This is a genomic window from Holdemanella sp. DFI.5.55, from assembly GCF_020593575.1.
GTDB lineage: Bacteria > Bacillota_I > Bacilli_A > Erysipelotrichales > Erysipelotrichaceae > Holdemanella > Holdemanella hominis.
The window spans coordinates 1-23,755 of the sequence record NZ_JAJDMK010000002.1 but is presented as its reverse complement, the minus strand read 5'-3'; the positions used below and the strand labels follow the sequence as shown (position 1 = coordinate 23,755).

The window sequence follows — 23,755 nt, the reverse complement described above, 5'->3', positions numbered from 1 at the left end:
TTCCTCCTTTAATCGTATATCGTTATGTCATCCATCAGTTTGATACCGCCAGTACGGGAATGAAACGTTTGGAACATGAGGTTGCCAGCCGATTCGGAAGGTTTGTTTCCGATGACATGGTTGTATCCGTCTTGCAACTTCAACAGGGAGCGTAAGGGGATAACCCCATTGTTCATCGTTTGATTCGGGTATTCCAGTGCGACGGGTGCGGTCTGATGCTCATTGAGCCAAAAAGAATCGGTGAGAAAGAAGGGAGTTTTGCCACTCTCCCAATCAGCACCCTCCCATGCGAAAGGAGTATTGAAGATAGACACGAAGAGAGCACGGAAATCGGCAACCATCGTGTTGCGGAATTTGGAGTGTTCCGTAGCAGGAACTTTGTCGAACCAGACGTAAAGTGAGGCAAACCATTTATCTGACAGATTTACCCGACGTGGGTAAATACAGTAAGTGACGGAATCGTCATTTATAAATGCCTCGAAGGTGCATTCATAGAGCTTGAACTTGAACGAGGTTTCCTTGTCTTTACTGCCTTTCTTGACAACCAGACCGCGCCCGCGCTTGTTGCACTTTGCAGTTGCAAAGGCTTCCTCAAGTGCATCTTCTGCTATTTTGTGCAATGTTCTTGTCATGTCATCGCTCCTCATTCTCTTGAATGTGGTTGTTATGTCCATAGCGCTCCTCTGCCAGCATCGCGCTCGCGTCGCGGGCGGATTTGGCTTCTGATGCGAGATTATAACTATGCTGACTTGCGGTTTCGCTATTGACTATGCACTGCGGTCGGCGTATAATAACCTTGTTAAGGTCGGGTTCGACAACGTGGCTCCGAAGCAATTGGAGTTTCGCAAGCGCGTTGAGTTCCCGGCCTTTTTCATTGTCGTAATATACGACCTTATCCGGCGTGATGAGGTTGTCGAAATAACGGGAGAAGTTGTCCTTCCCATAGACCGTGACGATGAAGTTGGTCTCAATCTCGCCTATTTCGTAGTAGCCACGACCGTTCGGTCGGATGGCGGCGATGAGCGGTAAATCATCGCAATCGACATCGCATAACACTGCGAGCATGGTGTCCTCGCGGGCGGGGCTGTCACAGAGCATCACAGGAGTCGCGAGGCGTTCCGGCAGGCGTTTCAACTGTTCGACGGTAAGTCCGTGGCGATGCGGGTCATATTCATTTTTCGGTTTTATGGCCTTAAGGAGGTGCCGCTGAGTGTAGAGCATCGGCAACGGGCGGAAACCCGCCTGCACGAACAGCTCCGGCGTATCGCAGAGTTTGACTGCGCTGGAACGAGGATACTCCCCGCAGGTGACGGCATCGACCTCATCGCCGAAGCGAAGGTACTCCGCGCACTTCGCGGCATGTTCCATGTACTCCGGTGCCTTGCCGTCCCCGTCTTTCAGATGCACGCCGCCGCGCGGGTCGAGGTAGGTGACGCGCTCGCCATCTGGCATTGCGACCGAATTCTCGTACTCGCGGATGGTCAGGATGACCTCTCGCTTGTTCATCTCATCTGGCATATGGCCTCCTTTCCTTGTGGTCTGATAGTTTCCAATATGTATAGTTGGGGCGGTTTCCCACCCTTCCAACAGCCTTCGGGTCGGGTTGAGAACCCTCCGGCCATTGAAAGCGTGGAAAACCGCTAGAACGATGTCACGATGGTCGGCTTGAGGTCCGAGGACAGCAGAGCGTCCATAAACGGATTGCCGCGCATCCTCGGCTTCCGCAGGTAAAGCCCATGCAAATGAGGTACGCCTTGGTCTACATGCGTCACGGCGGACATCAACGTGAGCCGATTCGCCTCAAGCACTGGGGGCAGGGTCTTGAAGAGTTTGCCCCATGTCTTTGCCGGGATTATCTCGGTATCTGTGTTGATGACAAAAGCACGGGCGTATTTCGCGGCCTTGCTGTTCATCAGGTTCGTGGTGCCATAGTGACTTTTGAGCTTGCTGAGCGCGAGGTCATGCAGAAGTTCTCGATGCTCGATGTCTTGAAAGCGCTCTATGAAGTCAAGTGTGAGCGTTTCTTCTTTTTTTCCGCGTTTCAAAGTCGCAGTGGTAGTTGGGAACCAGAAATCTGCGTTTTTTTGCGTCATCTCATTCGTCCACTTCTGCGCTTCATCGGTGCGGTAGAGGTAGTTCAGAAAACCGTAGAGGTGACGGCAATCATCGAACTCGTAATCGCCATCGCCCTCAAGGAAGAACTTATATCCCTCGTATTTGAAGAAAAGCCCGTGCATTCTCTACTCCAACTCCTCGCGCTCGACGGCCTTAGCGCTGTGGCTCTCGGAGCCAAGCTGGGCGGAAGCCTCGCGGGACTCCTTGGCTGCCTCGTGGACGGAACCGGACTTCGCGGCATCGTCCTTGAGGTTCATGGACATGCCCATGACCTCCTTCTCGCGCTTGATTTCGTCGAGGGTCGCGCCCTGAGCGGCGCTGATATGAAGAGCGCCAATCTGGTTCGCGCTGTAACGCGGGTCGGCGATGACATCAAGAATCTCATCTGTGACCCACTTCTTGTCGGCTGCGGCATGATAGATGGTCTCCATCTGGCCGGGTTTGAAGGTGCCGTCGGCGAAGCGCGTCACCGTCTGGGTATCCAGTCCATAGGTCATGCCGGTGCGCATGGCGTTCATGACTTCGGCGGGCTTGGTCGGGTCGCACAGCACGTCAAGCTGCTCGCTCGTGAAGCGACCACCCGAGATGGCCGAATAGAAGCCCCAGACCTGCTCCATGGAGAGGTCATGGTTCATCAGGCGCTCGATTCCCGGCTTTTCCATGCCTTCGGTGAGCGCCATGGTGATGACGTTCATGTGGTCGGCGGTGTAAGTGCCGTCCGCGTATTCCTCCAAAGCGTCCATGGGGACATCGGACTTGAGGGCGTGACGCACGACCTCCATCTGGCGTGAGTCGAGTTTCAGCCAGTCGCGAGGGAACGCGATGTCATGGATGGCGGTGGTTTTCATAAGCTCACGGGCCTGATGTAGATGTTCGGCGGTGTACTCACCGTTCGAGAGCGTCTTGAAGACGTCCTTTTTATAGGGGCTTGCGTCGTGGTCGGCGAAATCGGTATGCACGGCGATATGCCGCAGCTCGCGCATCTGGGCATGGTTAAGGTTCTCGTTCGCGATGAGGTCGAGGGCGGCGGGGGAGAGTATGGCAGGATTCATGTCGGCGGCCTTGCACACCTCGAACGCCTGCCATTCCGTGAAGTCGTGCGATGCCATCAGCCTCGTGACGGGCAGTCGGTTCCCGGTTGCGACGTTCCAGAACGCCGTCTGGATGTTCTCGATATGCTTGGCGTCGAAGGCCTGCTGGATGTCTATTTCGCTGGCGGACAGCTCCTCGATGGAGGTCAGCTGGCCGGGAAGGCAGTAGCCTAGGTCGATTGGCGTGTACTCGCCGGATTCGATTGTGTCGGGGTCGATGTCCGATTCCAGAACGAGGCCCATGGTGGAGTACAGGTCGTCGGGCGTGCCGCCGTTATCGAGGATGGCGTGCATCGTCTCTTCGATGGCCGCTTCGATGTCCATGGTGTCGATGTCGTCGAGGGCATCGAAGATGAAGTAGCGGGGGGAGTAATCTCCGTCGATGGAGTAACGTGCGATGGTCGTGCCGTCGATGTCGCCGGTGCGTAGCAGTTGCAGTACGGTGGGGATGTTCTTGTCGTATGCCATGGTGTTTTCCTACCTTTCTACCATGATGGTCTTCTATATACCTACACGATGGAGGGGTCTTCTCGTGCCGGTGAGCCGGTGTCGCGTCCCTCGGCCAGTTTCTCGGAGGCGGCACGCGATGCCTGAGCCTCCCCCTTGAGGGTGACGCGGCCATCCTCCGAGCGGGCTTCCTCGCGGCGCTGTCCCATGCGGATTGCGATGACCTCCTCGATGCCGCTGCCGGGTTTGCTGACCTCGGTGAAGTAGTCGGCTACGCGGGACATCTCATCGGCTGAGAGGTCGCGATTCTCTCCGGTCTCGAAGTCGAACCCGACGGCCACGAGGTCGCCGCAGAGGATGGAGTACAGTTCTCCCTCCTTGACCGGTGAACTGTAATCCATCATGGAGAGGTACCCGGCCTCTTCCATGCCCTTCGTCGCGTACACCGCGCGGTTGGGCGGGCAGGTGAACAGGCCCTCCTCATTGACGTAGAGGCTGATGCCCTCGCCGAAGATGACATCGAACGGCTCGATGTTCCCGCCGACGAGGCGTTGCAGGTCGTGTAACGTGGAACCCGTCTCATCGACCTCGATGTCGATTTCGACCGGGTTTCCGTTTGTCGGGATGAGCATACCCTTCATGTCGCAATCCTCCTTCCTAGCGGGCGTCCTGCCCGCGATTTGAATGGTTTCCGTTATCCGCCAGCTTCGCGGAGGCGCGGCGGGCCTTATCCACTTCGCCCTTAAGCGTCACGACCTTCTCTGGTTCTCGGCGTGGAGCGTCCTTCTCGTACATAGCGCGGGCATTCGCCACCGCCGTGCGTGCGGCTTCCTCCGGCACACCCATGCGCTTGACGATGTGGCGTAGCATGGATTCATCGGAGCTGAGGTGGAACGGGACCTCGAAGCGGCTGTCTTCCTGCGCCTCGGCGATGATGGCAGTAAGCTCGTTGCGCCACATATCGGCTTGGGATTCCTTGAGCGCATCCATCGAGGGGTATCCGTGACGGGAGAGCAGTTCATTTAGTAGGTCATCGGAGATGTAGTAGTCGGAGTCACTGTCTGTGAGGTCATAGTTGCCGACGAGCACCCACCATCCTTCCTCGACTGGCTCACCGATGACGTAACTCGACATCGACCCCTCTTTCGCATGGAATCCGAAGCCGTAATCCTTATAAGTCCCGCACTCGGTGTAAGATTCAAGTTGCTCGCGTGCGGCGCAGAGGTGCGCATAGACCTCCTGCAAGTCATCGCCCCTGATGGTCCAATTCGGCACACCGCCATCGAGGCCGAGTGCCGACATCTCTCCGATGCTATCGCCGATGGAGTCCATGCCGAGCAGGGTGGACATGTAGTAGCGGGTGACGAACTGGCCCTCGGGGAACTTTGCGGGGTCCTGCGACACGTCGTAGAACTCCACCAGAGGGAGACCGTGGCCGTAGAGCTGGCAGTCGTTGATTGGGATGCCGAAGCTGCCGTTCGACAGGGCCTTGCCGTACACGAAGCCACCGCCCGCCCCGTAGCGCTCGCCCTCCTGAACGAGATGAACGCGGAAGCGTCCCACTGTGAAATCGGCAAGAGGGTCGGTGATTTCACCCTCGCCGATGGCATTCATCAGTTCGGTGTACCAGCCGCCCAATTCCGCCTCATCCTCGATGAACTCGCGCACCTTGTCCGCGAGGGCTTCACCGGCCCCACTCGATACATAGGGGTCGTTCTCGACCGCCTGAACCAGACGCATGAGCGCGGTCGCATCGTAGAAATCCATATCGCAGTCCTCCTTCCTAGCGGGCGTCGCGCTCGCGGTCGATGCGAGATGCGATGTTCGTTTCCATGGCAGCCGAAGCCGCGCGGGTCTCGGCTGCTATATCGGAGAGGGAGGGGGCGCGATGGTGGTCGTTTTGAGAGGGGATGTGCATCTCGGAGGGAATCATGTGGAGTTGGAGGTCATCCTTGCCGTCATGGTCATCAGTGCCGCCGTTATTCTCGGAGAGCTTGGTGGAAACCGCACGGGCCTCCTTGGCGGCGGTTTTCAGACTAACCGGGCTGGTCTTGGCGCTCTCATTGCCCTTCTCGCCTTCGGCGTCCCGCGCGAGCCAATCGGAGAGCTGCGGCGGGACCCCGTTCCTATCCTCGAAGTCGAGCGCCCAGAGGGAATCATCGAGCTTTTGATTCCATCCGGCGATGGTGAGGGACGCGGAGGGTTCGATGGTTGCGGCGCGGTCCGAGATGCGCACAGCGTCCTTCAACCCGTTGAGGACATCTGCGGGGACTTCATAGGGGACACCTGAGACATCATGCACGGTCGCAGTTACAGCGCCCGGAGCGACCTCGGCGCTCATGATGGCGGATGGCGTGAACTCTGCTGCTTCGAGAAGCGGGTCGATGGCCGGTGCCTCGTACTCCTCGGCAGGGCATCCGAACGCAAGCTCCATGTAGCGCGGGGTAGGGCACAGGTCGGGGTCCTCCCACAGGTCGCGCATGGCGGTGTCCACTGACTCGGGGGAGCCGTCGTACTCCTTCCCGCCGCTGGTGAACGGCTCGCCGTACCACGCGTCCTCGATGACATCCAGTGCCTCCTCACCGGCATCGGTGAGCTGGCGGACCTCGACATCGACCCCGCCGTCGTGATGGTAACCGTGGATGAACAGGCCGCCGTTCTCATCCCAGACCTTGCCGATTTCACAATCCTTGAAAACGGAATCGGGGCCGCTCATCATGTCATCGAAGTCCCTGTACACGGTCAGACCATGGCGCGTGCCATCCCAGCGACCGATGGAGCCTCGCGCGATGATGCGGTTACCGCCGAGCGGGTTATCGTAGGAGGACAGCGGGTTATCGGAGCCATCTAGGAACGCCTTCAATCCGGCAAGTTCCTCGGAGCGGTCGATGTCCATCATGTCCATCGCGTTCTCGAATATCTCCTCCTCGGTATAGCTATCAAGAACCTCTTCCACGGTGATGCCTTCGCGGCTCGTGATGTCCTCGATGGAAATCTCGCTGCCCTCGTTGCCGTAATACACGCCCTCATCGAAGACGATGCGCTCTTTCGGCGTCTTATCCATATCCATGCTCCTTCCTAGCGGGCATCCTGCCCGATGTTCTCATGTGCGTCGTTATCGGCCAAGGCAGCCGACGCCTCGCGGGACTCCCTCGCAGCGGCTTTCAAGCTCACGGGTTCATCACTCCCATGTGCCTCGCTTGCGTCTGCGCCGCGAGCCTTGTCAAGAGCGAGGCTGTAATCCTCCTTCACGCCGGTCTCGGTGCCCTCACGGTAGTGAACGGGCATCCACGCCGACCCGACGAGGCCGTAGACCTCATCGACGGTGTAGCCACCCCATAGGTTCGTGTCGCCTCTAACTCCCTCTATCTGGAACTCACGCACCATGGAGAGCGGCAGCACCGCGTCCTTTTCGAGCTGGATGTCGAGCATGCCGCCGCAACCCGACCACTGGTTGAAGATGCCCATGGTCGCATAATCTTTCGGCAGCACGAGGCTGTCTGTTGCCTCGTGCTGCTTCTCAATGAAGTCGAGCATCTGCTGGCCGTCCATGCGCACGAGGGCACAAAGCTCGCTCATCGCCTCGCTGCTGTTCTCATCTATCTCCTCGCGGACGGAGCAGATGAAGGCGTTATCGCCATTCCCGTACACCTCCGCGATGCTGTGGCCCTGCTGGTTCACGAGATAGGAGAGTGCGTTGTCCAAGTCCTCGGCATCCACGTCCTCAAGGCGGGGTTCGCGGTAGTCGTTGCCGAATGCGTGGACGATGCTGCCCATGTCGAAGTTCTCCTCCGCCTCGGTGGCGAAGAAGACGTTGACGTTGAAGGAGGAGTTGGAGAGCAGGTCTTCGACGTTCGCGTCGATGCCCTCGTACCCTGCGGATTCGAGGTCGCCCCAGATGTCCCCGGATTCGACCCACTGCTCGCCAACGCCATCGGGAGCGGTCGCCGCATCTCTGGTTATCGCCGAAATCAGCTCGTTTTCCAAGGCCTCGATGAAGCCGGGTTTCTCCATGATGGACTCATCGAGGTAGTTGAGCGGGCTTGCGAAGCCCGCCTCCTCGTAGTTCGCGCAAGCCTCGGCCATCTGGTCGGGGGTCACGGAATCGTCGTAATCCCAAAAGGCCTCGTAGCACCCACGGCTGTTGCAGTGCCATCCGACCTCATCGCGCAGCCATGCGATATAGGCCTCGCGGTCTTCCTGTGCCATGTCTCATCGCCTCCTTCATGTGAAAAGGGCGGGCGGGATGAACCCGCGCCGTCCGGTCATCGTCTTATCTAATGCTCGGTATCCCCGTTACCGCGCTCATCCTCGCGCTCGGACATCTGGTCATCATGACCCTCCTGTTCGAGCTTGCCCGACGCGTCGCGGGTCTCTTTGGCGGTTTCGGAGAGGGTTGGCGCATCATCGCCCTTCTCGGGCATGAACTCACGCCAGAACTCGTTGAACGCAGCCTCGTAGCCCTTCTCATTCACCGTGCGCACCGCCTCGACGCTCATGGCGCAGGGATTCGGGAAATCGTAACCAGATTCCTTGATTGCCTCGAAGTCGCCGCTCAGCTCACCATCTTCAAGAATCTCATCGTTTGAACCGAGGGCATCGTAGAGCGGCGCGTCCATGGCATCCTGAATCGCGGTCTCGGCCTTGGTGGCGAAGTCCTCGATGTCCATGTTGTTGTCATCGAAGTCGATGGTGCCGCCGTCGAACACGTCGTCATAGACCTCATCCGCGAGCGCGTACACGCCAGCCTCCTTGAGGCCGTCGAGCGCGGCGTACTTGGCGATGTCCTCCTGATGGTTGTACATGTCTTGCGTGAAGCACTCGTATTGGGCCATCTTGGTCATTCTCATGAGGTCGCCCTTGCAGCCCTCCAACAGGCCTTGGGCATCTGCCTCCTCAAGCCACTCGTAGTTGTCGGGAAGCCACTTGAGCAGGTCATAGTTATAGAGGTCTACGTTGGAATCGGCAATTTCGCCGAAAGCGTCGCCAATGTTGCCGGTGTAATCCGTGATTTGGTCGCCGTACTCGCCGAGGTCGAAGCTCGCCTGCAAGTCCTCGATGGAGGTGAAGCCCTCGGGGACCGGCGGGTGCTCGAACTCATGCTTTGCCTTGCGTTCCTCCTGCACGCGCTCGACCTGCTCCTTGACCTCACCAAGCTCGTTGTCAAGGGTCTCCGCGATGTCGGAGATTTCAGAGGTCATAAGTTGCAGGTCGTTTTTGAGCCAGTCAAGGGTCTTATGGCAGGACTCGTAGGCGCGGATGGCCTGAGACGGCTTCTCGAAACCGAGTTCGTCGGCGAAGGTATCTACGAGTAAGCCATCGACCGCGAGCGCGTCGCTCGCCAGCGCGGCGAACACGTCCGTCGCGGTCGGCTGGCCGTGGACATCGGGGTTGGACTGGTACGTGGTGGTGAAGGACTCGATGCCGGGTTTGCTGAACTCGCAGGTGTACTTGCGGTGCTGGGTCGAGAAGTCACCCGGACCCTCGTTGATGATATTGAAGTCGAATTGGGAGATGAGGTCTGCGACCACCTGAGCTTCGTTGTAGTTTGGCATGGCGGCTCCTTTCCAAGGCTTTTGCGATTGCCCAATAATATATTATTAAGTGGAAGGGACGACCCGATGGGCCGTCCCTTTTCGGTGAATGGCGATGTCTTTTCGGTGGGTGGTTAGCCTCCCAAAATCTCCTTGGCCCATCCACCACACTTGAAGAGCGCATAGATGAGCAGGAAGCCCAGTGCAATCCAATCGACAATCACCGCTACGCCATCATAACCACCGGCGGCGATTGAACTCAAATTAGATGTGCTTAAAGAGGCGGCAGTCACCATGTATGGGTAAGCCGAAATCAAGAACAGCATGACTGCGCCGGCGAGTGCGGCGGCACAAAAGTTCTTGAGGAAGCCGATGCCCATCTGCCGCGTCTCATCGAATCCTAGCAAGGATAGGGGAATTGGGGAGAACGCGGCCATTGCGTAAAGCTGCACGGCGCGGGCGAGCACGACCACAGTAGACACGATGGTCGCGGCAAGACCCGTGAGCCAGCAGATTGCCCCGCAGAGCAGAAGGATGAAACATCCTCCCATATCCTCCCCCTTGATTTCACCGATGTCCTCAAAGGGCTTGGGATTCGTCGCCGTGGGGACGAACTCCTTGGCTATCGTATTGAACTCGTTGAAGATGGCGGTGATTATATCGAGCGAGTTGATGATGAGCCAATGGAAGAGAACGTATGTGACCGCGAGGAACACGATGTCCTTCACCGCAGGCAGGGTGCTGGTTGCGTCGATGCGCTGGCTTACCTTGACGAGTTGGACGAGCATGAAGAGAGCGAGGATGCTTTCGGCCAAGGGAATGACCACCGTCTGGTGAACATCTTTGACGAATCCCCAAATTTCGGTAGAGCTGAAAAGGTTATCGAAGTTTCCCGTGATTCCAGTCGAGTCTCCGAGGGCGGAGATGAAATTGCTATACCCTTCGAAAAGTCCCTTGGACCAACCGAGCAGGACTCCGCAAATCCAACCGTTCAAATCGAAGAGGTCGCCGAAGACGTTGGCATGTGCGACGACAGGAGTCGCCATGAAGAGAAGGGATGCAATCGGCATGATAGCAAGAACCTTGAGAAGGCGATGCAGATTGCGGCTCTTGCCCTTCAATGTCAATGGTTTTTCATTCATATCACTTTACCTTTCCGCATGGACGATGCGATTACATCGAGAAGCTGTAAGACTTTTCAGAGCGGTCATAGCTGACGGATACAGATGCACCGGTATTACCGGTCGCAGTATCCGATTTGCCATCGCCGATGGTGAAAGCGGTTGAAACGATGCCTTTGTCGTAGTCGATGTTGCAAGTCCCAATCCAAGTTGCCGTGGTGGCTACTGGATAATGGATGGAGCACCAGTCGCTCAACTCTTTTTTCATCTCGGCGGTGTCGCCGAGGAGTTCCGTGATTTCGCTGTTGAGGCCGGTGACGTTGATTTCCCTCACAACGTCTTTGCGTTCATATGGCATGTCCGTGAGGGCGAACATGGAAGTGGAGGCGATGGTGCATTCACCAGCAGCCGCATTGTCCGCGCTGATAACGAGTGTGAAGGTCGCGATGTGGGTCCCAGTGTCCGTCTCGAACACGATGCGGTCGATTTCGCTGTCCGAACCGTTGCTGCCGAACTCGACGGCTGAGATGGCATAGGGGTGTTGCTCCTCCTTGCCATTCACCGTCTCCATGTAATAATCGCCATGGAAGCGGAGCGTGTTCCTGCCATTGTTGGCGGAGAACACGCTGGCACTCAATGTCTCGATGAGTTTCTTCGTATCATCGTCGTATCCGTCGATGAGTTTCTTTTGAGAAGATGAAAGCTCTACTTTCTTCTCGGCATCATCCCCATCATCAGATGAGTCCTGCTTCTCGATGGATTCCGTCTTCGCCGACTCCTCGGCGGCTCGCCGATGAGCCACGTCGATGGCGCTCGTGGCGGAGAACCCGATGAAGATGATGAGGGCGAACAGGGCGAGAAGAGAGGCCTTCTTATGTTGCGAGATAATTGCCTTAATCTTATCCATATGCGTCATCCTTTCTGCTGTTAGTGGACACCCGGTGGGAAACCCCATCGGGGCTGGCTGAGCTGGCCGTTATAGGCAATCCAACTATCCAAGTCGGTGGTCGCGATGTGGCCGACGTTCTCCATGACCTTGCCGTCTCCTATGTAGATTCCGACATGCCCGTACCCGAGATGCCCGCCGCACCAGTTGCTATTGCTGGTCGGGGAACGCTGGACGCCGATGACCATGCCGACTTTCAGTTGGCTGCGGTCGGTGCTGGTGCAGAAGCTCAGGTATTGGCAACAGGCATTCCCACCGGGGCGGGGAAGTCCTGCGTTCTCGTAGACGTTCGATACCCATGCGGCGCAGTAACCTGCACCGGGAGACGGGGTGCGCTTGGCAGCATCCACGATGGCCTTCTGGGTGGCATCAGAGGCGTTGTAATCCTGTCCACCACCGCTGGTGAGCTGTTCATAGAACGATTGGGCGGCGGGCAGGCGCTTGTTCGGAAATGATGTCTTCGCGGCCCATGCTGCGGGTCGTTCATAGCACGCCATGAAGCAGTATGTGGCGAAACCGACGTCGTTCGTATTCAGCCAAGCATCATAGCTTGCATCCATCCCGTTATATTGCGGCGCGGCGGCGTAATAATAACCGGAGTAGTGGAGGCCGGTTCTCCAAGAGGAGGAAAGCCCTCTTATGAGGTATTCGGTTTGGGCACCGGCGGTGTTCTTGTCTTTACCGTTGGCTGAGCACCAATTCGCGAAGTCGGTGTAATTGTAGACGCCCTGCGATGGGGCGTCGGTGAATTGGAATAAGCCGAATCCGTATTCGCCATTTTCCCCATGGTACTCGGAGGTTGGATTCCAATCAGACGATTCGCCCGAGATGTTGCCCATGATGGCTGCTATTTGGACATTTCCAAAACCCGCATCGGAAAGAGCTTGGGCGACCTCCAATTGCACGCCGCTTAGAGTTCCGAAGCTGTTGTTATTCTCATCGTCACCAGAGATTGCAGAGGTGATTAGAACGAATGCCAAGACGAAGACCATGATGAATCCGAGTATTGGCGCTGCGATTGCGCAGAATGGTGCCATCAGCCCTTGGACTGCTCCCCTGATGACGGATGCTCCGCTCTTCGCGGTCGATGCGGCTGTTCTTGCTTTCGCGGCGGACGAGTACACGGTTCGCTTGAAATAACCAGTCGCTTGCGCTTTACGTTTAGATTCGACTATGCTTGTGTTTTTTTTCGCTGATTTCTTCTCCGAGAGCTTACCCAGAGTCTTATCGGACGAAAGGGCATCGTTGCCTCTCAAACGCTTTTTTGCGCCTCGAACGGCGTGATATGCGGTCTTACCAGCATCATAGAAGGTATCTATTCCTTCAAGTTCTGAACCTTCTAGAGCGCTGTTCACCGCTCCTCTACCAGCGACCTTACCAGCCGATTTCAGGGAATCTCTCAGTTTGGGAGATTCGCCACCGCTCAGGCGTCTTCCGATGGCCCGTGCCGCGCGGCTGGCCCCTTTTACGGCGTGGTAGGCGTCATCGACATCTTCGAGTTCCGAATCTTTTAGAACGCCGTGAATGGCTCTATTAGCCAATGCGGCGGCACCGGCCTTTCCGGCTTTGCTTTTTGGGGATGCCCCGCCATCTGCGGAGCCGGTCTTTTCGCCTTTTCTGCCGTTGGTGACGGCGGCGAGGGCGGCGCTGGCGGCACCGCCCGTCGAGGAGCGTTTACCGACCGAGTAGAGCGGACTCTTCAACGATTTCTCGCTCTTGTCAGCGCGTCCCACGATGCCGGAGTTGACGGCATCCGTCAGCTCCGTCTGCAAAACGGATTGCGACATGTCCTGCTTCTGGCCGGATGTCGATACGAAATCAGATGGCTTCATTGACGTTCACCGTCCTTTCCCGGCTTAGATGACCTTGCCGTCCTTCTTCTTGGAACCGATATTCAGTTCCTTGGTCTCGTTGGGGTTAGTGCTGAACAGGTCGTAGAGCACGTTGCCCGACGGGAACTTGCCGCGAATCGGGACTCGCGCGTTGCCCGCGATGAGCAGGCCGTCGCCCGCCTCGGCGGATTCGTCAATGCATTCCTCCTCCTGCTCGGAGAGGTTCAGCAGTTCCACCCAGCGCATACGGTCGAGCGGGGACTGCTTGAGGAGCATGATGAAGTCGGCGTTGAGTACGATGTTCTGAGCCGCCTCGTTGTTGAGCATCGCCACCGCGTTCTGGGTGATGCCAGTCAGCAGCAGGCCGAACTTACGCCCCTCGTTGGAGAAGCGCGAGAAGTAGTTGAGCACCGTCGGATAGGCGAAGAGCGACTGCATCTCCTCGACGTAGAGCCATGTACGGACGTTGCGCTTCGCGTTGAAGTACATGCGGTTTCGCACGGCCTCGCAGACGTTGATGAGGGCGAAGACCAGCATGGAGTCCGGCAGGTCCTTCAAGTTGAAGTCCACGATGCGGGTGTTGAAGTCCACGTTGGACTGGCGGTTGAAGAAGTCCATGGAACCCTTGACGAAGCGCTCGTAGCGAAGGGCGATGGTCTGCGCCTGATGCTCGGGCTGCTCAAGGGCGATGTCGTAGAAGTCCTGCAAGGTCGGGGGAAGCCCGTCCCCGCGCTCCTCGGCCCGCTGGAACGCAAGCTCCACGCAGCGCTGGATGATGGACTGGTCCACCTCGGAGAGGGACTGCCCGGACTCGGCGGCGGAAGCACCCGCCTGCGCCAGCATCGCGTCGATTTTGAACGCTATCTGCTCGGTGCGGGGCATGTGCTCAACGGACACCGTGTCGAAGGGGTTCAGGAACGTATTCGTGCCCACGCCGAAGTGGTAGGTGGTGCCGCCGTAGCGCTCGGCGATGGCCGTGTACTCACCGGCGCGGTCGATGACGTAAATCTCATCCGTGGGGTTGGAGAAGATGGTGCCCGTCATCTCGGTCTTGGTGAACATCCCCTTGCCAGAACCCGTCTTGCCGCAGACGAAGCCCATGGGGCTGGTCAGCTTCTTGCGGTTGCACATGACGAGGTTGCGGGAGTGCTTGTTCTGGCCGTAGTAGTTTCCACCGGCATCGTCAAGCTCCTGCGTCGCGAAGGGCACGAGGATGGCGACCTGCGCAGTGGTGAACATGCGGCTGATTTCGACATGGTTGTGGCCGAGGGGCAGCACGGAGTTGAGGCCCCGGCGCTGTCGGTAGTCGTAGGTGTCCACCTCGATGGAGTTTTGCCGCGCGGTGGAGATGATGCGCATGACCTGAGCGTCGAGCTGCTGTTTGCTCTCCGCGTAGGTGTAGATAAGGCCGGTGAAGACGTAGAGGCGCTGGTTCTTGTTCTGCAAGTGGTCGAGAACGTCTTCCGTCTCCTCCTTGGAGTATTTAAGCTCCTGCGGCAGGATGGAGAAGTCGTAGCCCTTGTTCACGGCGCTGCGCTGCTCCTCGATAATCTCCTTGTCAATCCATGCGCTTCGAGTGCGGACGAAGTTGATGGCCTTGGACTTGTCCATGGGCTGCACGAACCACGTGACCGCCATGGGGAGCGGCAGGTCAACGATGTCGGCAAGTGCCCGGTCGGAAAGCTCGGAGCCGAACTTCTTCATCACGAGGACTTGACCGTACACGCCGTTATCCAGCTTGAAGCAGTCGTTGAACATGCCGTCCGGTCGCCAGTCAATCTGCGTCGGGGCGATGCAGTCCTTGGTGGTCTGCACGCGCTTGGCGGAGATGTCCTTCTGGTAGTCGAAGTAGAACGGCTTGTAGGGGTTCAGGAGCGAATGGATGACCGACAACCGCTGGGTGCCGTTCATCAGGTTGGCCTTCGACCCCATGGAGTTGAAGATGCGGCAGGATTCCGTCTCGATGCGGGAGAGCTGGCGTGCCGCGTCGTCCGCCGTCTCGGCGGTGACCGAATAGGTCAGGTAGCGGTTGCGGCGAATGTTGGACACGCCCTCGCGCACCTTGTCGTTCAGGATGTCGTTGAACACCTGCGCGTCGTTGCGGGCGGCGTCGTTTCCCTGACGGGAAACGTCGAAGAACTTGCGGTTGCCGACCTCCTCCTTGAGCAGCGGCGTGTTGATGACGCTCATCTGGACCAGCGTGTTCGCGCCGAACTGGTCGTACAGGCGCGTGAGCGCGGAGAACATGGATTTCTGCTGCTCGTCGCGCACGGAGTGGTAGCTGGTGTCGCCGAAGGAGATGGAGGAGGAGAACAGGCCCTCCTCGACCTCGCAGATGCCGTCTTGGTACATGCGGTTGTAGCCGATGTAGCTCACCACGTCCTTCGCGCCCTCGCGTTTGCGGCGTGCGTCCGCCGTCTTCGAGGTGAGTTCCTTGTCGCGGTCCTTGAGCTGGGACTTCACGGACGTGTAGCTCTTGCGGGCCTTCTTCTCGGCCAGCTTCGCCTCCTTCTTGAGGCGTGCGACCTCCCGTTTGGCCTGCTTCTTCTCCTTGCGGGACATCTTCTTGCCAGCCACGGTGGGGGTACCGGCGACGGAGCCGAGTGCCGCCACATCGACCGAGCCGTTATCGGCATCCATGGGGCGGTCGTTGCCGAACCCCTCACCGGAGGTGTGGACGAACTGCTCGATGTCGAAGTTCGCCTCGGTGTCAGTCGATGACACGTCCGGCACGGGGGGAGTAGGCTTCGATTCCCTTGAGGCTGCATTGCTTTCGATAGTGTTTCCCATAGACCCTTCCTTTCTTGACGTTCTTCCCATCGGGCGAGCCGATGAGACCGCTGAGTTGCATAGAGGGGACGTAGAAGATGCGCTCCACGCCGAAGTTCGCCTTGAGCCAGAGTGCGGCGAACTGCTCGAAGGGCATCCCCTTCGGGCGGATGAAGCCGCAGCACCAGAACGGGAGGCTCACGGCGTAGATGAGCATCATGTTGTCGCCGACGTTCCAGCCCAACACGAAGTAGATGTAGAGGCCGGTGAGGACGGAGCAACCGAGCGCCCCCGCGATTGACGCGAGGGTGCGCCCGGTCATCTTGCCCACGACCTTGGGCTGGTACTCGGCGATGTCCTTATGTACCGCTACGGATAGCATATAGGCACCGCCCCTTTCCTAGAGTCCGCCCGCCCAACCGGTGTTGAGCTGGCCGAAGTAGATGGCGGCACCCACGACGATGGCACCGCCGACAATCATGGCGATGGCACCGGAGAGCTGGCCGCCACCGCCCTGCATGCCGTCCTTGATGGTCATGCCGAGGTTGATGAGGCCGAAGACGACGAGCACGCCGCCGAGGAACGTCACGCCCTGCGTGAGCATGTTCACTGCGTTATCGAGCATAGTATTTACTTCCTTTCTGGATTGGTTGATTGATGGTGGGTCCCCACGCGGCTCAGAAGCCCGTGAAGCCGTAGATGGCTGCGAACCCGGTCACGGCGGCACCGGCGGCAATCATGGCGATGGCCTTCCGCAGTTCGCCGCCTCCCGCTCGCGCCCCGTCCCTCAGATTCATCCCGAGGTAAAGGATGCCGAGGAAGATGACCGTGCAGCCAATGTAGGCGATGGGCTGCGCGGCGAGCCTGACGAGTTCTTCCAATGTCCTTTCACCGTCCTCTCCTTTCTTGCCTGTGAGCCGCATGCGCGGCGCACCGCAGGAAGCGGATGCGCCGCCGAGTCACGTAGATTATAACCGTTTGCAAGGGCGGCTCGGAAAATCACCGCTTCTCGCCGGTATCGCCGTCATCATGGTCGTCATACGGCTCGCATCCGCCCTCCAAGTAGCGCTTGAAGTCGAATGGCTTGTCATGCAGGCGCTTCGGGTTGCGCTTGTCCACGATGTAGCAGTAGCGCTTGTGGGTGTGCGGGTCGAACTTGTCGTCCATGAGCGGGTTGGTGCCAGCGATGAGCAGGATGGCCTTCCTGCGGCTCATCTTGCCGATTTCCGCCGCGTCGATGAGGTCGCGACCCTGTATCTGCAAGTTCTTAGATGCCGAGCCTGACTGCCCTGTACTTTCCCCATAGGTCATCTGGTTGATGGTCTGCTTGCCAATCATCTCCGCGATTTCCTTGTTGGTGGAGTTCGACTTGCCGCCGAGGAACAGGGTGGAGTCGCAGCAGTCCACGATGGTCTGCGCCTTCTTGTCGTACTTCGATTCGAGCTGGGACATGGATTGCAGGATGATGGTGATGCCGATGTTGCGGGAGCGCGTGACGGCGATGGTCTCCTCAATCTGCGGGATGGTCCCGATGTTCGCGAACTCGTCGAAGATGAAATGGACCGGTGTCGGCAGCTTGCCGCCGTAGTCGGTGAGCGCCTTGCGGCAGAGCTGGTCGATGCACTGCCACATCATGATGGCGAACAGGAAGGAGAGCGTCTTGTCGGTATCCGAGAGGATGCCGAAGACCGCCACCTTCGCATCCGGGTCGCCGAGGGTGTCCAGCTCCATCTCATCGTATTCGAGCAGGCTGCGCACACCGGCGGTGGCGATGGGGGCGAGGCGCACGTTGCAGGAGATGATGATGGACTTGAGGGTCTTTCCCGCCGCGACCTTGAAGTTCTTGTAGTTCATGAGGGCGAAGTCCTCATCGGGCGACAGGCCGCCGCAGTCGGCGGGGCGCACGCCGTCGGAGTTGCGCTTGAGGTTGGTCGGCTCCCACGACCAATCCGAGTCTCCGGTCGCGTTGCCCGTGCCGAAGCTGCGGGAGAGGCCGGAGACGCCCATCGACGGCGCGGGGGCACCGCCTTCGCTCGGGATGTAGCGCTTGCCCTCCTCGATTTGGAGGAACAGCAGGTCGAGCGGGGACTTGAAGTTCTCATCGTTCTCTCGGGCCTCGGCCATGGAGAGCAGCGTCAGCAGGTTCGACAGGTTGTAGTCCTCCGGCGGGAACCAGTCGCGCAAGAGGGCGATAAGCGAGGTGTACAGCATCTTCTCCGAGTTCTCCCAGAAGGGGTCTCCCGCCTTGCCGTCGCCGTTGGTGTTCATGATGTAGCAGTTGACGAAGGAGAGGATGTCGGTGTCCGTCTTCACGTACTTGAGCGGGTTGTAGTGCATGGACTCATCGAGGTTGATGGTGTTGAACGACTTCACCTTGTAGCCGTTGTCCGTGAACAGGAACCCAGCGTCCTTGAGGAGCGTGCCCTTGGGGTCGGTGATGAAGTAGCTCGTGTTGAGCTGGCAGATGTTCGGGGTGACGTAGTTGAACGTCTTGCCGGAGCCGGAGCCGCCCACGACCAGCACGTTCAGGTTGCGGTCGAGTTCTGGGTTGAACTTGGGGCGGTGCAGGGCGAGGCCGAAGTTCTGCGTGAAGATGAGGTTGTTGTCCTCCGTGGTGAGGTCTCGGAACTGCTTGCCCTCTTTGAGCGTGCCCCAGCGTGCCGAACCGCTCTCCTCACCGGCGCGGAAGTTGCCCACGAAGGCGAGGTAGCGCAGCCAGAAGAGCCATACGATGATGCACATGGTCAGGCCCGCCAGCATGGCGTTGGGGGACATGTCGAGATGGGTGGGTGTATCGGCGATGAGGGGCCACATGAGGGCGAAGCCATCTCCCCAGTGCTCGAAGAACTGCCCGCCGAGGGACGCCACCGCCTCCCAATAGCGATTTCCAAGATAGAAACCTACGACGGAGACCAACAGCGTCACCAAAGCCGAGGTCGCGACCTTCTTGTTGATTTCAGGGTTTCCCTTGCTTTGAGCCATAAGCGACCCTCCTTCCTAACCCTCGCGACCCGGCAGGGCACGGGAGAGCGAGACGGCGATGGAGGCGCGGGTGGTCGGCGCGGTGCCCTGCGCGAAGCGCTTGTAGCAGCCGAGGCAGAAATCCTCCTCGGGTCGGATGCCGTTGGTGTCGCGGGGGCAGGTGCCGTCGTTGCGCTCAAGAGCCGTCGGCTCCCAACTCATGGTGATGCCGTCCGCGCTGATGACGCGCTTGCAGCCCGACTCTATCTCGTAGAACAGGTCCCCGAGGTCGTTGGCAGTGGACCCGGGGGCGGAGGGGCAGGCCGCGTCGAGGAGCGCCTTGAGGTTTCCGACCGTCCGCTGCTCATATGAGCACCAATCGCGCAGGTAGCCGAGACAGGCGTAGAGGAGCTGCCTCGCGCTGTTCTTGAAAGCCGCGTCCCCGTCGCACTCATCGCGCAGGACGCTGGCGCTTATCACCGCATCGGCGATGGCCTCGATGTCGCTGTCGGACTCCATGGCCTGCAAGGGGTTCGCCGCAAGGCGCTCCGGCAGATACTCGTTCATGTGGGTCATATCAGGCTCCCTTCTAGCGCTCTTGCTGGAACTTGTCGGAGATGTCGCGGTCGGGGGAGTCGTTGGTCTGCGAGAGCTGCTTGCTCGCGGCGCGATTCTCATCGGCCTTGGATTTGAGGTTGTAGCTCTCCCGGCTCCGGTCGGATTGGCCACGCACCATGGATGGGGAAATGTCAGTGCCGTTTTGCTCGCGTTCCAGCTTCAACGTCTTGGTGTCGGTATCCATGCCATCATGCGATTTGATGTTCTGGTCGAGCGAGGGGGTCCTGCCGTCCGTGTCGAGGGAGCCGTCGATTGCCGGGGGAGTTGGCGGGTTCGGCGGGTCGTTGCGCCCATCATCGAACTCGATACCCAGTTCCTCCGGCGTGAGACCGGGGAATCGCGCCTCCACTGCCTTGATGACATCTTGCTTGTACTTCTGGTCAACGACGAACCCCATCTTGCCGTCCGCGCGGTCAAGTGTCTGGATACCGCGCTCCTCAAGGTCGCTGCGCACGGAGTTGCAGATGAGGTTCAGGTCCTTCTGCGGTGGGATGGGCGAATGAGCGTGGTTGAGCGAGTCTATGCCACTCGGCTCCTTGGGAGTGTTCTTCTCGAACCAATCGAGGGTGGCATCGCACTGGTACTTCTCACCCGCGAGGGTCTTTGCATTGACGGGCCAGTCCATGTCCTTATCGAACTTGAGCATTTCGCCGTCCTTGCCTTGACGGCCCTCATAGAACTGCAACTCTCCGTCATCATTGAGGCGGGTACCTATGCCGTTTTCGGCGAGTATCGCCTTGAAATCCTCCAAGTCGCGGCACTGCTCACGTGCTGCGAGCACCTTGTCTCGAATGAGGGTGGTGTGGTTGTACGGGTCGTTGGCGAGGTCATGGCCTTGCCGCCCGTCGCGACCCATGACGGATTTTTCCTTGGCGGATTGCTCTTTGGCGGCATCTTCATGAACCTTCATCGCCTTGACATGGTACGGTTCCCCGACGGAGCGGATGGTGACGCCTGACAACTCCTTACCAACCATCTTTTTCATGAGTTCAAGGCTCTGACTTGATACATTCACCTGCGCGTCGATGTCGAAGCCTTTCGTGTCTTGCTCGGCGAACGTCCACAGTTCGTTCCTACCGTCACGTTCGACTTGAACGGGAAAGAGCGTGACGTCTTTCGAGTCATCAAAGGTGGGCAAGGTTGGGAGGTCGTTGATTTCCTTTAAGGTATTGAATTTTTCCTTCGTCACGGAAGGGGCGTTCTCGAATCTGTCGTTAATTTCCTTACATTTGAGCAGGGTTGACACTTCTGCATATCGACCTATGCAACTGCCGACAAGCTCGCCGTCGTCCTTGGCGAACCGGACATAGCCCTTTCCATCGGAATCCGTGAGGGCAGAGACGAGAATGCCGTTCTCTTGACAAACTTTCGCGAAGTAAGCGGCATCGTTTTTATCGCCGAAGGGGACACAGGCCTGCTTGCGAGCCGCCATGTCTTTGGCGGCGGCTTCTGCATCTTCCTCGCTCATGCCCTCCTTCATAAACTTATTCCTATACCACTCCTCATCCCTATTGTTGTTGCGTGAATCGCGCCAGAAGTCGTAAATCGCGCGTTCTAAGGAGCGTTTGAATCCTGTGAACAGCATCTCGCCTATGTCGTCTCCAAAATCTTGCGCCATGGTCTTCTTCCTTTCTACTCGTGGACGCATCGGGGGACGGATGTCCCGACACCCCTTTCGCTGCATTATATCCGAGCACCACGTCGGTGCCCCACATCCCATACACGCAGGCGGGGCGGAGGGTTGCCAATGTGGGAGGTGGAAGAGGGCAGATGGTGTGCATCTGATGTCATCTAACGCCATCAGAGGTAATCTACGGTAATCATCGCTCATTTTTTTCAGTCCAGTACGGTGCCTGAAAGTAAAGCATCTTCACGTCTTCTACACATCTCTCCTTCTTAGAACCTTTTTCCCCGGCAAACGACCGGCGGCGTATCGTGTTCCTTGTGGAAAGGAGGAATCACGATGATTTCAGAAGAAGAGAAACTGGCGGTAGTCAAGATGTTCTGCGCCTATTGCAGAAGGACGCTTCGCAACGCGAGGACGGACATCATTCGCAAGCAGGCGCGGGAGGCGCGATGGGAGACCGTGTTCTCCGACATGCACGAGAGCGAGCTGAACAGGCTGGCCTCACCCGATGACCTCATATCGGAGGAGGTCGTGTTCGAGGTGGTCGGTCGGGAGGTCGTGGTGATGGACACCGTTCTCGCCGATGCCATCCATGGCCTCTCCAAAGGCGACCAAGCCATCGTCCTGCTCTACTACTTCGCGGAGTGGACGGACAGGCGCATCGCCGAGGAGCTTGGGTGCCCTCGCTCCACGGTCCAATTCAGGCGCTCGAAGGCGCTCCTCGCGCTGAGGACGCGTTTAGAGGAGGTGATTGGCGATGATGAGCTATGAGGTGATGGTCGCGGCGGTCTCAGGCGACCCCGTTGCCATGCAGAAGGTCCTCGCCTACTTCGACGGTTACATGGACCAGCTCTGCACGCACGCCTTCCTCGATGAGTCCGGGCGCGTCGAGTACGGGGTCGATACCCTGAGAAAGACGCAGCTCCAAGGAAAGCTGCTCGCCGCGATGCTGCGGTTCGAGCCGTGATGAGGAGGTGGGCGCATGGGCGCGAAGGACATACCCGTATGGGAGAAGTACACGCTCACCATCGAGGAAGCGGCCCGGTACTTCCGCATAGGCGAGGGCAAGCTGCGCCGCCTTGCCTCGGAGTTGCCGACGCCTGACTGGGTGGTGATGAACGGCAATCGCGTTCAGGTCAAACGCAAGGCGTTCGAGCGGTTCATCGACTCGACGGACGTGATTTAGAGGATGAAAAAGAGCCTTGGATATGCTATAATAGAAGTAGCATACCAAGGCTCTTTCCATATGGAAGGAGCGATATATGGATGTCACAGAAAAGACGGGACAACAGGAATAGGGTACTGAACACCGGCGAGAGCCAGAGGACCAACGGACTCTACGTCTTCAAATACATCGACAGGGACAAAAAACCGAAGTTCGTCTACTCATGGCGGCTGGTGGAGACCGACAGGCTCCCTGCCGGTAAGAGGCCGTGCAAGCCGCTGCGCGAGAAGGAGCACGAGATACGCCGTGACCTTGAGGACGGGATAGACCCCATCGGCAAGAAGATGACGGTCAGCCAGCTCTACGCGAAGTTCACGAGATGCCGCCTCGACGTGCGCGAGGGGACGGAGAGGTCGAGGGCGCAGCTCAAGCGACTCCTCTTCGAGGATGCGATAGGCTCGCGGGAGATAGGCGGCGTGAAGCCGTCCGACGCGAAGGAATGGGCGCAGCGCATGAAGTCCAAGGGCTTCGCCTACTCCACCATCTCCAACCACAAGCGTTCGCTCAAGGCGGCGTTCTACTTGGCGATAGCCGATGACTGCATACGCAAGAACCCGTTCGATTTCAAGCTCGCGACCGTCATCAAGAGGGACGTGACGGAGAGGGAGCCGCTGAGTCGGGAACAGGTGGACGCGCTGCTCGGTTTCATGCGGTCGGATGCCGTCTACCACAGGTACATCGACGAGGTGGTCATCCTCCTCGGGACGGGGCTGCGCATATCGGAGATGTGCGGGCTGACCGAGGCGGACATCGACCTGACGAACAGGGTGATTTTCGTGGACCACCAGCTCGCCCGCGCGGTCGGCGGGGGATACCGGGTCGATGAGCCTAAGACGGAGAGCGGCAGGCGCTACATCTACATGACCGACGAGGTGATGGCCGCGTTCGAGCATGTCATGGCATCGAGGCCGAAGGGGAAGCCCCTGAGCGTCGATGGGCGAACGGGCTTCATCTTCCTCAACAGGGACGGGCTGCCGAGGGTCGGCGGCGATTACGACCGGGCGTTCAGGGGGCTGAGGCGCAAGTACGCGAAGGGCGGGGGAGCGCCGCTTCCCGAGGACATGACACCGCACACGCTGCGCCACACGTTCTGCACGGAGATGGCGAAAGCGGGCATGAACCCGAAGGCGCTGCAATACATCATGGGCCACAAGGACATCAAGATGACGCTCGGGTACTACGCCCATATGGACGGCTGCACGGCTGCGGAGGAGATGCGACGCGTCGCGATGTAGTAAAAACGCGTTTTACTACTCGTTTTACTACTCACGGCCATCAAGATGCGCCGGGATTCGCCAAGATACGGGAACTGCCCCAAAAGGCAAAAAAGCCGGGAACGCCCTTGGAATCGGGCATCACCGGCTTTCGGGAAGTTATGGGAACATGCTGGAAAATGTCGCGTTGATTTCGCATCAAATACCGGCTTTAAATTATTGTAGGGTTTCCGTATTAGGTTAAGAAAACTTAAA

At 58.5% G+C, this 23,755-nt stretch carries 23 protein-coding genes; 4 read left to right on the top strand and 19 right to left on the bottom strand.

Annotated features, from left to right (window positions below; all coding sequences use genetic code 11):
- Nucleotides 1–8 precede the first annotated feature (8 nt).
- From LJE08_RS00745 to LJE08_RS00655, 19 genes are all read right to left on the bottom strand, one after another.
- Nucleotides 9–632, bottom strand: a complete 624-nt coding sequence (locus tag LJE08_RS00745) for a hypothetical protein (protein ID WP_227402132.1) — start codon at nucleotides 630–632, stop codon at nucleotides 9–11.
- A 1-nt stretch (nucleotide 633) separates the two neighbouring features.
- Nucleotides 634–1,518, bottom strand: coding sequence for a hypothetical protein (locus LJE08_RS00740; protein WP_227402131.1), 885 nt, complete (start codon nucleotides 1,516–1,518; stop codon nucleotides 634–636).
- A gap of 122 nt (nucleotides 1,519–1,640) precedes the next feature.
- Entirely contained in the window at nucleotides 1,641–2,237 is a 597-nt protein-coding gene (locus LJE08_RS00735) for a hypothetical protein (protein WP_227402130.1), read from the bottom strand.
- Between the two features lie 3 nt (nucleotides 2,238–2,240).
- The gene (locus tag LJE08_RS00730; protein WP_227402129.1) at nucleotides 2,241–3,674 is read right to left on the bottom strand and encodes a hypothetical protein; all 1,434 of its coding nucleotides are present in this window, start codon (nucleotides 3,672–3,674) and stop codon (nucleotides 2,241–2,243) included.
- Nucleotides 3,675–3,715: 41 nt separating this feature from the next.
- Nucleotides 3,716–4,294 carry a DUF3846 domain-containing protein gene (locus tag LJE08_RS00725; protein ID WP_227402128.1) on the bottom strand — a complete coding sequence of 193 codons (579 nt, stop codon included), beginning with the start codon at nucleotides 4,292–4,294 and terminating at the stop codon, nucleotides 3,716–3,718.
- Between the two features lie 16 nt (nucleotides 4,295–4,310).
- The gene (locus tag LJE08_RS00720; RefSeq protein ID WP_227402127.1) at nucleotides 4,311–5,420 is read right to left on the bottom strand and encodes a hypothetical protein; all 1,110 of its coding nucleotides are present in this window, start codon (nucleotides 5,418–5,420) and stop codon (nucleotides 4,311–4,313) included.
- A 16-nt stretch (nucleotides 5,421–5,436) separates the two neighbouring features.
- The gene (locus LJE08_RS00715) at nucleotides 5,437–6,723 is read right to left on the bottom strand and encodes a hypothetical protein (RefSeq protein WP_227402126.1); all 1,287 of its coding nucleotides are present in this window, start codon (nucleotides 6,721–6,723) and stop codon (nucleotides 5,437–5,439) included.
- Between the two features lie 8 nt (nucleotides 6,724–6,731).
- Nucleotides 6,732–7,862, bottom strand: a complete 1,131-nt coding sequence (locus LJE08_RS00710; RefSeq protein ID WP_227402125.1) for a hypothetical protein — start codon at nucleotides 7,860–7,862, stop codon at nucleotides 6,732–6,734.
- Nucleotides 7,863–7,930: 68 nt separating this feature from the next.
- Nucleotides 7,931–9,208, bottom strand: coding sequence for a hypothetical protein (locus LJE08_RS00705; protein ID WP_227402124.1), 1,278 nt, complete (start codon nucleotides 9,206–9,208; stop codon nucleotides 7,931–7,933).
- A 113-nt stretch (nucleotides 9,209–9,321) separates the two neighbouring features.
- Complete coding sequence (locus tag LJE08_RS00700) at nucleotides 9,322–10,329, bottom strand: hypothetical protein (protein WP_227402123.1); 1,008 nt, start codon at nucleotides 10,327–10,329, stop codon at nucleotides 9,322–9,324.
- A 31-nt stretch (nucleotides 10,330–10,360) separates the two neighbouring features.
- Nucleotides 10,361–11,215, bottom strand: a complete 855-nt coding sequence (locus LJE08_RS00695) for a hypothetical protein (protein ID WP_227402122.1) — start codon at nucleotides 11,213–11,215, stop codon at nucleotides 10,361–10,363.
- Between the two features lie 20 nt (nucleotides 11,216–11,235).
- Nucleotides 11,236–13,086 (bottom strand): phage tail tip lysozyme, encoded by a 1,851-nt coding sequence (locus LJE08_RS00690; RefSeq protein WP_227402121.1) that lies wholly within the window; start codon nucleotides 13,084–13,086, stop codon nucleotides 11,236–11,238.
- Between the two features lie 24 nt (nucleotides 13,087–13,110).
- The gene (locus LJE08_RS00685) at nucleotides 13,111–15,876 is read right to left on the bottom strand and encodes a VirB4-like conjugal transfer ATPase, CD1110 family (RefSeq protein ID WP_227402120.1); all 2,766 of its coding nucleotides are present in this window, start codon (nucleotides 15,874–15,876) and stop codon (nucleotides 13,111–13,113) included.
- Complete coding sequence (locus LJE08_RS00680) at nucleotides 15,797–16,237, bottom strand: PrgI family protein (protein WP_227402119.1); 441 nt, start codon at nucleotides 16,235–16,237, stop codon at nucleotides 15,797–15,799. Before LJE08_RS00680 ends, LJE08_RS00685 begins: the two co-directional genes overlap by 80 nt.
- An 18-nt stretch (nucleotides 16,238–16,255) precedes the next feature.
- Nucleotides 16,256–16,480 (bottom strand): hypothetical protein, encoded by a 225-nt coding sequence (locus LJE08_RS00675; protein WP_021420613.1) that lies wholly within the window; start codon nucleotides 16,478–16,480, stop codon nucleotides 16,256–16,258.
- 52 nt (nucleotides 16,481–16,532) lie between these two features.
- On the bottom strand, nucleotides 16,533–16,736 hold the full coding sequence (locus tag LJE08_RS00670) for a hypothetical protein (protein ID WP_227402118.1): 204 nt from the start codon (nucleotides 16,734–16,736) through the stop codon (nucleotides 16,533–16,535).
- A gap of 118 nt (nucleotides 16,737–16,854) precedes the next feature.
- Nucleotides 16,855–18,837 carry a VirD4-like conjugal transfer protein, CD1115 family gene (locus LJE08_RS00665; protein ID WP_227402117.1) on the bottom strand — a complete coding sequence of 661 codons (1,983 nt, stop codon included), beginning with the start codon at nucleotides 18,835–18,837 and terminating at the stop codon, nucleotides 16,855–16,857.
- A 15-nt stretch (nucleotides 18,838–18,852) separates the two neighbouring features.
- Entirely contained in the window at nucleotides 18,853–19,392 is a 540-nt protein-coding gene (locus LJE08_RS00660) for a hypothetical protein (protein ID WP_227402116.1), read from the bottom strand.
- 13 nt (nucleotides 19,393–19,405) lie between these two features.
- Nucleotides 19,406–21,052, bottom strand: coding sequence for a hypothetical protein (locus LJE08_RS00655; RefSeq protein ID WP_227402115.1), 1,647 nt, complete (start codon nucleotides 21,050–21,052; stop codon nucleotides 19,406–19,408).
- A 345-nt stretch (nucleotides 21,053–21,397) separates the two neighbouring features.
- On the opposite strand from LJE08_RS00655, the gene LJE08_RS00650 reads away from it, so the two are divergent.
- From LJE08_RS00650 to LJE08_RS00635, 4 genes are all read left to right on the top strand, one after another.
- Nucleotides 21,398–21,832 carry an RNA polymerase sigma factor gene (locus LJE08_RS00650; protein WP_227402114.1) on the top strand — a complete coding sequence of 145 codons (435 nt, stop codon included), beginning with the start codon at nucleotides 21,398–21,400 and terminating at the stop codon, nucleotides 21,830–21,832.
- Nucleotides 21,819–22,028 carry a helix-turn-helix domain-containing protein gene (locus tag LJE08_RS00645; RefSeq protein WP_156684572.1) on the top strand — a complete coding sequence of 70 codons (210 nt, stop codon included), beginning with the start codon at nucleotides 21,819–21,821 and terminating at the stop codon, nucleotides 22,026–22,028. The genes LJE08_RS00650 and LJE08_RS00645 overlap by 14 nt, the downstream gene beginning before the upstream one ends.
- A 15-nt stretch (nucleotides 22,029–22,043) precedes the next feature.
- Nucleotides 22,044–22,247 carry an excisionase gene (locus LJE08_RS00640; RefSeq protein ID WP_227402113.1) on the top strand — a complete coding sequence of 68 codons (204 nt, stop codon included), beginning with the start codon at nucleotides 22,044–22,046 and terminating at the stop codon, nucleotides 22,245–22,247.
- An 80-nt stretch (nucleotides 22,248–22,327) separates the two neighbouring features.
- Complete coding sequence (locus tag LJE08_RS00635; protein WP_227402112.1) at nucleotides 22,328–23,521, top strand: site-specific integrase; 1,194 nt, start codon at nucleotides 22,328–22,330, stop codon at nucleotides 23,519–23,521.
- Nucleotides 23,522–23,755: the final 234 nt, after the last annotated feature.

Bases quoted from the DNA above. Each gene is read 5' to 3' on its own strand.
- LJE08_RS00660 (WP_227402116.1), bottom strand. From the start codon at position 19,392: ATGACCCACATGAACGAGTATCTGCCGGAGCGCCTTGCGGCGAACCCC.
- LJE08_RS00655 (WP_227402115.1), bottom strand. From the start codon at position 21,052: ATGGCGCAAGATTTTGGAGACGACATAGGCGAGATGCTGTTCACAGGA.
- LJE08_RS00745 (WP_227402132.1), bottom strand. From the start codon at position 632: ATGACAAGAACATTGCACAAAATAGCAGAAGATGCACTTGAGGAAGCC.
- LJE08_RS00705 (WP_227402124.1), bottom strand. From the start codon at position 9,208: ATGCCAAACTACAACGAAGCTCAGGTGGTCGCAGACCTCATCTCCCAA.
- LJE08_RS00680 (WP_227402119.1), bottom strand. From the start codon at position 16,237: ATGCTATCCGTAGCGGTACATAAGGACATCGCCGAGTACCAGCCCAAG.
- LJE08_RS00645 (WP_156684572.1), top strand. From the start codon at position 21,819: ATGATGAGCTATGAGGTGATGGTCGCGGCGGTCTCAGGCGACCCCGTT.
- LJE08_RS00650 (WP_227402114.1), top strand. From the start codon at position 21,398: ATGATTTCAGAAGAAGAGAAACTGGCGGTAGTCAAGATGTTCTGCGCC.
- LJE08_RS00685 (WP_227402120.1), bottom strand. From the start codon at position 15,876: ATGGGAAACACTATCGAAAGCAATGCAGCCTCAAGGGAATCGAAGCCT.
- LJE08_RS00735 (WP_227402130.1), bottom strand. From the start codon at position 2,237: ATGCACGGGCTTTTCTTCAAATACGAGGGATATAAGTTCTTCCTTGAG.
- LJE08_RS00720 (WP_227402127.1), bottom strand. From the start codon at position 5,420: ATGGATTTCTACGATGCGACCGCGCTCATGCGTCTGGTTCAGGCGGTC.
- LJE08_RS00635 (WP_227402112.1), top strand. From the start codon at position 22,328: ATGTCACAGAAAAGACGGGACAACAGGAATAGGGTACTGAACACCGGC.
- LJE08_RS00675 (WP_021420613.1), bottom strand. From the start codon at position 16,480: ATGCTCGATAACGCAGTGAACATGCTCACGCAGGGCGTGACGTTCCTC.
- LJE08_RS00640 (WP_227402113.1), top strand. From the start codon at position 22,044: ATGGGCGCGAAGGACATACCCGTATGGGAGAAGTACACGCTCACCATC.
- LJE08_RS00725 (WP_227402128.1), bottom strand. From the start codon at position 4,294: ATGAAGGGTATGCTCATCCCGACAAACGGAAACCCGGTCGAAATCGAC.
- LJE08_RS00695 (WP_227402122.1), bottom strand. From the start codon at position 11,215: ATGGATAAGATTAAGGCAATTATCTCGCAACATAAGAAGGCCTCTCTT.
- LJE08_RS00665 (WP_227402117.1), bottom strand. From the start codon at position 18,837: ATGGCTCAAAGCAAGGGAAACCCTGAAATCAACAAGAAGGTCGCGACC.
- LJE08_RS00730 (WP_227402129.1), bottom strand. From the start codon at position 3,674: ATGGCATACGACAAGAACATCCCCACCGTACTGCAACTGCTACGCACC.
- LJE08_RS00740 (WP_227402131.1), bottom strand. From the start codon at position 1,518: ATGCCAGATGAGATGAACAAGCGAGAGGTCATCCTGACCATCCGCGAG.
- LJE08_RS00700 (WP_227402123.1), bottom strand. From the start codon at position 10,329: ATGAATGAAAAACCATTGACATTGAAGGGCAAGAGCCGCAATCTGCAT.
- LJE08_RS00690 (WP_227402121.1), bottom strand. From the start codon at position 13,086: ATGAAGCCATCTGATTTCGTATCGACATCCGGCCAGAAGCAGGACATG.
- LJE08_RS00710 (WP_227402125.1), bottom strand. From the start codon at position 7,862: ATGGCACAGGAAGACCGCGAGGCCTATATCGCATGGCTGCGCGATGAG.
- LJE08_RS00715 (WP_227402126.1), bottom strand. From the start codon at position 6,723: ATGGATATGGATAAGACGCCGAAAGAGCGCATCGTCTTCGATGAGGGC.